The organism is Nostoc sp. CHAB 5715 (assembly GCF_020829685.1).
In the GTDB taxonomy this organism is placed as follows: Bacteria; Cyanobacteriota; Cyanobacteriia; order Cyanobacteriales; family Nostocaceae; genus Nostoc.
This window is the reverse complement of sequence record NZ_JAIVFR010000242.1, coordinates 1-8,337: the sequence shown is the minus strand read 5'-3', so window position 1 is coordinate 8,337 and position 8,337 is coordinate 1. Positions and strand designations below refer to the sequence as shown.

Genomic DNA, 8,337 nt, shown 5'->3' with positions numbered 1-8,337 from the left:
TCTGTCCCTTTGGAATTCTTCAACCGTAAAATTGGCGACACATTTGGTTTGCAAGGAGTATTTGGTTTTGGACAAGGCTTCACTAAGATATCGAATGAATTAGGTGTAGCAATTGCTAGTTTGCAAGGTCGGCCAACGACAAACCTAAAAATTACTCTCCAGAACGATTTAACCATAGGTAGTCAAACTTTTCTTAAAGGGACTGTCATTAATACAGGTTTAAAAATTCCAAAGGGACAGAGTGTTGCACTAGGAAACACACCTAACGGCGACCTTACCTGTGCGCTTTGTCATGCAACCCTTTCCAAGGATAGTAAAGTCATTTCAGGAGTACCTAATGGGGAACTTGCCATCCCCTTGTTTATTGCGTTATCACCAAATACAGCCGCAGGGTTTGCACGGTTAAACTTTAACCCTCTAGACCCACAATACAAAGGCAATGGCAAGACGATTATTGACAGTAAAGGTAATAAAGTAGAATTACCTGATCCTGAAAAGTTTGAAAAAGCTTTTGATGATGCAGTATTAGATGTACCTTTCGGTAATTTCGAGAGTTCTCCGGATGGTATTAGAAACACTACTCAAATCCCCAACATTTTCACCTTTAAGGATCATCCTTATTTAGCTGATGGACAGTTTGCTGTGGGGCCATTTGGTGGATTAAGCGCTATCACCAATGCTGTTCACTCTTCAGAAATCAATCTGTTCGCAGCCGCTCAAATCAGTGCAGAAACCCTTGGTATTGATCCAGAAGTTTATATTGGTACATTACTGCAAAATGCTGCCGTTAAGAGCCTACGTTTACCAGAAGGAGTGATAGTAAAACCCTCTGAATGGCTGCGGAAGCTCGCACCGAATCCTACACAAGCAGAATTAGAAGACCAAATTTCTGCTCCAGGCACAGGAACTTACCCAAACCTGCGTCCCAGTTTATTTACTTACAACGGTTTGGTTTTCAGCCCGAATAGTGGAAAGTCAGGCGATATTGCCAGTGGCTCTTTCTTATTTGCTGACAACGCCATGTCTGCTTTTCAAAATAGCTTAGTACCACCTGCCAACCAAACTTCGGAAAACTGGCAAGCCTTGAACAGTAATTCTGTTAAGCGTGGCGCAAAAGTATTTGAGAAAGCCAATTGTGCAACTTGCCATATTCCACCATTCTTCACTGACAACAAAATTCATCCAATTGATGAAATTCGTACTAACCCCGCTCGTGCCCAGTCTCGCTTGGGGCTGAATAAATTGTTAGTACCACCCAAGCTATACACTTTTAACACTCCCGTTCCCATACCTGCTAATGCTGAAGTCCTGGATGTACCAACGCAGGGTATCTCTGATAGTCCCACAACTCTGCCCAAAGGTATATTGCCAAAAGGCGGTTACAAAACTACTTCCTTGCGTGGTCTTTATTTAAGCGCACCATATTTGCATGATGGTGGTGCAGCAGTACGGGCAGGAAGCCTGAAAGTTGACTCAAATGGGATCACGGTTGTTAACAAGACTGGCTTAGGGCTTTCTGGCACTCTAAGCCTTGGTATACCTGCCGATCCAGTTAGCAGCTTGCGTGCCTTGGTTGATCGCGATCTTCGTGCAAAAGTTGTGAAAGCCAACAAAGCTAACCCTGCTTTAGTGCGTAGTAACCTTGATGGCACAGGTCATTACTTCTACGTAGATAGACAGGCTGGGTTTAATTCCAACCAGCAAACAGACCTGATTAATTTCTTGCTGGCACTTGATGACAATCCTGGAAGTTTTTAATAAAACTAAAGCTGATTCCGATGCTAATACCAAGTCGTCTAGTGATATATCATGAATGCGACTTGATATTACTTTAAACAAGAGTAAGATGGCAAGCACATCTTAATGCAATCTAGAGCAAAGATGCACTATGAATCTAACAGATAAATACCTTTATGCGGCTTCTTCTGGGAAACTACTGCTTGCTTTCGCTTCGTCCACCAGCCAAAACCAAGAGCAGCCAATGAGCCACCTACTGTGTAGGGTTCGGGAACAGGACGTGGTACGACACTAAACCTGCCATAATCTACATCGCTTGAAAGCTCTGAATAACCTTCATTGAAACTACTGTAGAATACGTTAACGTTCCCATTTCCGTCTTCCCCGCTTCCAGAAACCAGGTAAGCAAAACCGTTCTGGGTTAACAGCGGCGTACTCGCATTCAACAGATTATCATTGATTCCGTATGTACCTGGTGAGAGTAGGCCGATGATTGTCTCGGTAATTCCTTGAATTGTCCTTGTCCCAGTTATTCCTGTGATTGTGTAATTGTTTTTTATAGGATCTAAATCTGTGGTGGTAAAGATGCCGTTAGCCCAAATCCCTGTACCATTTGCTTCATAACTGGGAAAAGAGTACTGAAAATCAAATAGCTGTACAGCTTGTGCCGCAGAAGATGTACCGACACTAGTGATACCTATAACAGCACTGGCGATAGCAATACCAAGCTTTTTGACTAATTTCATCAGATAATTCTCCTGAAAAACAAGAAGGTAAGCAAAGTTGCATAGTTCAAATTGCTAGAAAGACGCTCTTACGTACAGACAAGTCAGGAGCTTCTGGCTTTCTAAGATCAAAAGTTACCGAGACACGCAGATGCAATTTGAATGACGATTAGATTATTAACTGTTGATTTGGCTAAGTAAAGCTTTGCGTAAGATTGTAGCGTTTTTAAACGCAAAGGGGCGCAGAGGTAAGCGCAGAGGCACGCAGAGAATTCACTACGAATTAATGAAGTGCTGTACTAAGCCGTTCAAGTTGGGCTTCAATGGCTGCTAAAAGCTGGTGTTGCTGCCAATTTTCGCTAAGATGGGCGGCTATGCAAGCGGCTCCAGCGCCCATACCTTCTTTCACAAAGCCCTGCTCATAAGCTCTGAGTTGGGGATAACGAGAATCAGCAAAGCTCAGATGAGTTGCTAATAGGGGAGGGGTTCTTCCACTCTGAGTTAAGCTGGCTTTTTCTAAGCTGAGAGCTAAGTCAACTGTAGCACCAGTAAGGTCTTCTGCCACCCAGCGAGTTGTGCCTACAACTACTTCTTCTGGTTGCCATGATAAGGCGTAAGTTTGAGCGATCGCATTTATCAGCGCATAAACCGCCAGCATTTGCGTCCCACCAGCAAGCATTACACCACAACTCCGACTAGCAGCGATCGCCATTCCAGCTACCACCACTTGCATCGGATCACCCACAGATGCGACGAGTTGCAAGGGGTTAACTGGGGATGAGGAGGATGAGGAGGATGAGGGGGATGAGGGGGATGAGGGGGATAAGGAGGAGTTTACTTCCCCTGCTCCCTCATCTCCCTCATCTCCCCCTGCTCCCTCATCTCCCTCATCTCCCCCTGCTCCCTCATCTCCCTCATCTCCCCCTGCTCCCTCATCTCCCTCATCTCCCCCTGCTCCCTCATCTCCCCCAGCTCCCTCATCTCCCCCAGCTAAGTACTCCCTGCTCCCCCTCATCTTCTCCAGCCCAGCTTGCGCTAATGCCCACTTTTGCGCGTGGTTACAAATAGGGTGGCTACTGTTAACTTTTCCGGCAGCATCTATACCCAAACCAGTTAAGATTGCCAGGGCAGTTGTAGTCCCTCCAACGACGCACTCACCAAGAATCACGTACTTATATTGGTTATTGGCAGCAAGGCGTTCTCCCCAAAGTAGCCCTTGTTTAAACAAGTGGTGTACTGTTGTGATTTCCATAGCAGCACCACTACTTAAACACTTAGCAGCCGTGCCGCCCAAATCAATTACTGGCACAGCCGGAGGCTGGGGTAAACCAGCATTAAACAAATGAACTGGTATCTTTAGTGACTCAAAGACAGCGCGAGAAATCAGCACAGGCGAAGCCCCGGCTGCTAATGGTGGTAAGGGATATTGGGCTTTATGTTCTGGCCCGTAATACAAAAACTCGGCATCGGCACAAGCAGTATATTTCCGATCCTCTGGAGTGCGACCAGCTGCTGAAATCCCTGGAATTAAACCAGTTTCAGTAAATCCTAAAACACAGGCAAATACGGGTAGACAGCCACGATACCGTCGCAGCCATTCTTCACCTTGTTCTTTTTGAGTATAAATACGAATTTGGGAATTGGGCATTGGGAATTGGGAATTGGGCATTGAGTATTAGTTAGAACTCATCATTTAACTAATGACTAATGACAAATGACTAATGACTAATAACTATCCTTCATAATCCATGAGGACTTGTACCCAGCGTGGTGGAGGGGGAATGGGGTTGCCCAGACGATCAAAAAGAAACCATGCTGCCAGGTGTACCACAAAAAGGTAGATAAAGTTGTTGAGTACAATTAAAGCGATCGCTCCCACTTGAATCAAAAACACACTAGGACTCGTCAACAAACTCAAGTTAAAAAATACCCACTCTATGAACTCAGTCACCTGGGTAATTAGATAAATCCATAGGTCTTCACCTGACAAAACAGACAGCAACCACAGTCGAAAAAAGACTCCCAAAGTACCTAACAGCGTACCCAAGGTGATAGAAACAATCCAGGGAACACGACGACACCAGGTTGCTCCTAAAAGCACGCCCATAAATCCGTAGGGCATGACAAACAGCAAACTGCGGGCTGGCCCCATCAGTACTGTCAGCAGTAACCCGGAGGTGAGTGCTGCCATCCATGCTGCACGCTTGCCCCAACGCAGATAAACTAGAGCGATCGGTACTGGAAAAAATATCCGCAAAACTGGGCCCAAGGGGAAGTAGAAATTAATAAACCAAATCAAGCTAGCGGCACTTGCTAAAAACGCCGTTTCCACCATCCTCAAGGGCGCATCAGCCTTGAGTTGAGGAGGCATTAACTGCTGTTCTTTGTCTAACCAATGATTGTGGGGAGTTGGAGATTCAGGCGATGGATCTTTCTCCGGCTCATCTGGCAGAGAATCTAAAATACTCATATCTGACAAGTTTTTAAACGATCATTCTTTCCAAGGCTGACAAATCAGGAATACAAATAGTGTCTTGATCCCGTTTAATCAAGCCTTTTTTTTCTAGCCTTGTCAACACTCTTGTTACAGTTTCCCGCGCCAGTCCGCTCAAACTACTCAATTCCCGATGAGGTAAATTGGGGATTTCGGTTCCTGTTTGCCCTTTTTTTCCCTGTCCTTCTGCCAAAAATACCAACGTATCCGCCACCCGTGACTGGCTATCAGATTCCCGCAACCGCAATCGACGATTTACTTGCCGCAAACGTCGTGCCATTAGTTGCGCCAATCGAACTCCCGCTAAGGGTTCTACCTGAAGTAACTTGACAAAATCCTGAGCAGGCATACTACCAATTACCGTTGGGGCTAAGGTAATCACATCTGTGGATCGAGGCACTTCATCTAGCGCCGCCATTTCACCAAACAATTCCCCTTTGCCAAGAATATTCAGCGTTACTTCTTTTCCCTCCAGATTGTAGGTGCGAATTTTTACCCATCCGTCCAGAATAAAATACACAGAACCGCCCCAGTCATTTTCCAGCAAAATTACCTGATTAGCTGGGTGAGTGCGGGTAACAAGATGGATGAGGGCTGATTCTACAGCAGTTTCTGGCAACCCTTGAAAAAAGGGAGCCGACGACGTGATCATCCAGGAATTAGCCTGTGCTTGCAAGCTATATCGGTCTTCCATTACGACATCTTTATTCAAGCGGCTATACACACAACAAACAAGAGCGCCATTTTCAGACTAAGCTATCATTGCACAGCTCCCTTTCAAAAAGAAAACTAAACTATAGCAATCCGATTTGATTTTTGAAATTATTTGCGTAGTCCGGGAGTAGGGAGTAGGGAATAGGGCTGTAGGGTTTTCGAGTTGTACGGAATTTTTTCATAAATCAAATCGTAGTCCTATAGTTACATTCAACATAAAATCAGTAATTCGACGGGGAATAGTAAAATTCCCCAGCCAAAAATCTTTGAAACAGTTGCCAATAATTTAGTTATTTATTTGAAAAAATTTTAATTAATTGAATGAATGGGCAAAAAGGGTAAAAAAATATTTTTAATTTAACGTAGTTTTTAAGTCAATAAATTAAGTAAAATTACTGGAATAGTTTAATGATTGAGAATATAAAATTAATAGGTGTCAATGATTAAGATTTTCTTAACTTAGGCTTGCAAGGATGTTTTGAAAGTATTTAATGATACAGCAAAAAGTTTGATATTTCCCTAAATCCCTTGAGAAGGGTTGAGAGATCAAGCAAAATATCTGATCCTTTTCAAATATCCCCTGATCCATTTTCAAAGATATTTGCAACAGATGTACGCCCGAAGCAACACATTTGTAGCAAGAATTTCTGGAAATCGATTGAAAACTCTTAACAGTGACAATTATAAAAAACATTATACTTCAGTCATGGTGTATACAGGCAATGACATTTACCGATAAACCAAAAGGGTTGCAGCAAAACTTAGACCAAGAAAGTTTACTGCACCAAATGATAAACCAGATCAGGCGATCGCTCGACCTCCAAGAGATATTAACGACTACCGTTAGCCAAGTGCGTTTATTTTTGGGTGCAGATCGGGTAAAGGTGTACCGCTTTGATACCGATGGTAGTGGTGAAGTCATTGCTGAATCTATCCATGAACAGCGTCTGCCATCCTTATTAGGACAGCGCTTCCCAGCTGATGATATTCCACAAAAAGCTAGGGAGATGTTTCTCTTAGCACAGCAACGTTCGATTATCGATGTGGCAAACGGGAAGATCGGGCTATCGCCTCTACAGTCAAAAGAAACTGGCAAACGTCTAGAAACTAATATCCACTATCGGCAGGTAGACCCCTGCCATATTCAATACTTAAAGGCAATGGGCGTGCAGTCTTCGTTGGTAGTACCAATTTTAGATTGCGATCCACAAGAACAATCGGCAAAACCTACATTGTGGGGATTGTTGGTATCTCACCAAAGTCAACCGCGAAAGATTTTGAAGCGGGAACTAAAAGTATTGCAGCAAGTAGCTGACCAAGTTGCGATCGCGATCGCTCAAAGTAATCTACTCACCGCAGCCCGCGCCAAGCAAGAGCGAGAAGCTACTATTAACAGAGTTACTACACTATTACATAAACTGCCGACAATCCAATTGCAGGAGGCGCTAGAAGAAGTTATTACTGCCTTCAATGGAACAGGTGGCAGGCTTTACATTGAACAGAGTCAGGAACTATACACCTGGGGCGACCAACCGACACTCCCCTACGAGTTAGATAACAATATTATCGAACAGCATCCCTTATGGCAAAACTGGATGGCTGAGTGTAAACAAGGTAATATTTGGGCAACAACTGACCTGTATAAAGAACCACATTTGCGAGTTTTGGCTTTAGCATTCCGTTCTACTCAAATTCGCGGACTGATGGTGATTCCGCTACATTACTGGGAAAAATTTATTGGTGTATTAAGCATTTTTCGCTGTGAATTTGAAACGGAAATCTTGTGGGCGGGACGATGTGAACAAAATCGGCGGCAAATGTTACCCCAGCTTTCCTTTGAGCTTTGGCGAGAGCAAAAAAAGGGGCAATCAGCTGAGTGGAAACCGGAAGACATCTCATTAGCGCAAGCCTTGTACTATCATTTCTCAATGGCAATTCAGCAGCAACACATGTTTAAACAGGTACAAACCATGAATGCCAACCTAGAACTGCGGGTGCAAGAGAAAACTTATGAACTCGAAAAATCATTATTGTTTACCAAAGTACTCAAGCAAGTCACAGAGCATATTCGCCGCACATTAGACTTGCAGACAACTCTGCAATCCATCGTTCGAGAAGTCCGTGCGCTGCTAAACTCAGACCGGGTGGTGATTTTTGAACTGAAGAGGAAATCGGTGATTGTCGAAGAGATTAATGGCAATTGGCAGTCCGTTTTGGGAATGAATGCACCAGCCGATTGCTTTCCTGATGAGTTTAGCCATCTATATTGTCAGGGCAGAGTCCGGGCAATTAACAACGTTTCGACAGCTTCTTTATATGATTGTCATCAAGAGTTTTTGCAGAGTCTGCAAGTGCAAGCAACCTTAATAGTTCCGATTAATATAGGTATGGAAGTATGGGGGTTACTAATAGCCCATGAGTGTGAGGCTCCCAGAGATTGGCAAGATGCAGAAATTGATTTATTGCAACAGCTAGGAGATCAGGCTGTGATCGCTATTCAACAAGCGCAACTCTACGAACAAACCTGTAATGCCGAAACTGAAGCCAGAAATCAAGCCGCCCAGTTAGAGCATACCCTACATGAACTCCAAGAAACACAGACAAAATTGATTCACACCGAAAAAATGTCCGGTTTAGGACAGTTGGTGGCAGGTGTGAATCAAGTTT

General features: G+C 44.0%; 6 protein-coding genes. 2 read left to right on the top strand and 4 right to left on the bottom strand.

Translation table 11 applies throughout. From position 1 onward, the window contains the following. The coding region (locus LC574_RS15090; RefSeq protein WP_229454274.1) for a di-heme oxidoredictase family protein at nt 1-1,758 on the top strand (1,758 nt) is incomplete at its 5' end. Between the two features lie 128 nt (nt 1,759-1,886). On the opposite strand, the gene LC574_RS15085 is transcribed toward LC574_RS15090, so the two are convergent. The 4 genes from LC574_RS15085 to LC574_RS15070 all read right to left on the bottom strand — a co-directional run bounded on the left by LC574_RS15085 (nt 1,887) and on the right by LC574_RS15070 (nt 5,650). Continuing rightward, nucleotides 1,887-2,483 (bottom strand): PEP-CTERM sorting domain-containing protein, encoded by a 597-nt coding sequence (locus tag LC574_RS15085; protein WP_229454273.1) that lies wholly within the window; start codon nt 2,481-2,483, stop codon nt 1,887-1,889. A gap of 262 nt (nt 2,484-2,745) precedes the next feature. Further along, entirely contained in the window at nt 2,746-4,110 is a 1,365-nt protein-coding gene (locus LC574_RS15080; protein WP_229454276.1) for a nicotinate-nucleotide--dimethylbenzimidazole phosphoribosyltransferase, read from the bottom strand. Nucleotides 4,111-4,194: 84 nt separating this feature from the next. Continuing rightward, nucleotides 4,195-4,932 (bottom strand): DUF2232 domain-containing protein, encoded by a 738-nt coding sequence (locus tag LC574_RS15075; protein WP_229454272.1) that lies wholly within the window; start codon nt 4,930-4,932, stop codon nt 4,195-4,197. A gap of 13 nt (nt 4,933-4,945) precedes the next feature. Further along, the gene (locus tag LC574_RS15070) at nt 4,946-5,650 is read right to left on the bottom strand and encodes a Crp/Fnr family transcriptional regulator (protein WP_229454275.1); all 705 of its coding nucleotides are present in this window, start codon (nt 5,648-5,650) and stop codon (nt 4,946-4,948) included. Between the two features lie 742 nt (nt 5,651-6,392). Here LC574_RS15070 and LC574_RS15065 point away from each other — a divergent pair. Next, nucleotides 6,393-8,337: GAF domain-containing protein (locus LC574_RS15065; RefSeq protein WP_229454271.1), on the top strand; the 1,945-nt coding region annotated here is incomplete at its 3' end.

Bases quoted from the DNA above. Each gene is read 5' to 3' on its own strand.
- LC574_RS15085 (WP_229454273.1), bottom strand. From the start codon at position 2,483: ATGAAATTAGTCAAAAAGCTTGGTATTGCTATCGCCAGTGCTGTTATA.
- LC574_RS15080 (WP_229454276.1), bottom strand. From the start codon at position 4,110: ATGCCCAATTCCCAAATTCGTATTTATACTCAAAAAGAACAAGGTGAA.
- LC574_RS15075 (WP_229454272.1), bottom strand. From the start codon at position 4,932: ATGAGTATTTTAGATTCTCTGCCAGATGAGCCGGAGAAAGATCCATCG.
- LC574_RS15070 (WP_229454275.1), bottom strand. From the start codon at position 5,650: ATGGAAGACCGATATAGCTTGCAAGCACAGGCTAATTCCTGGATGATC.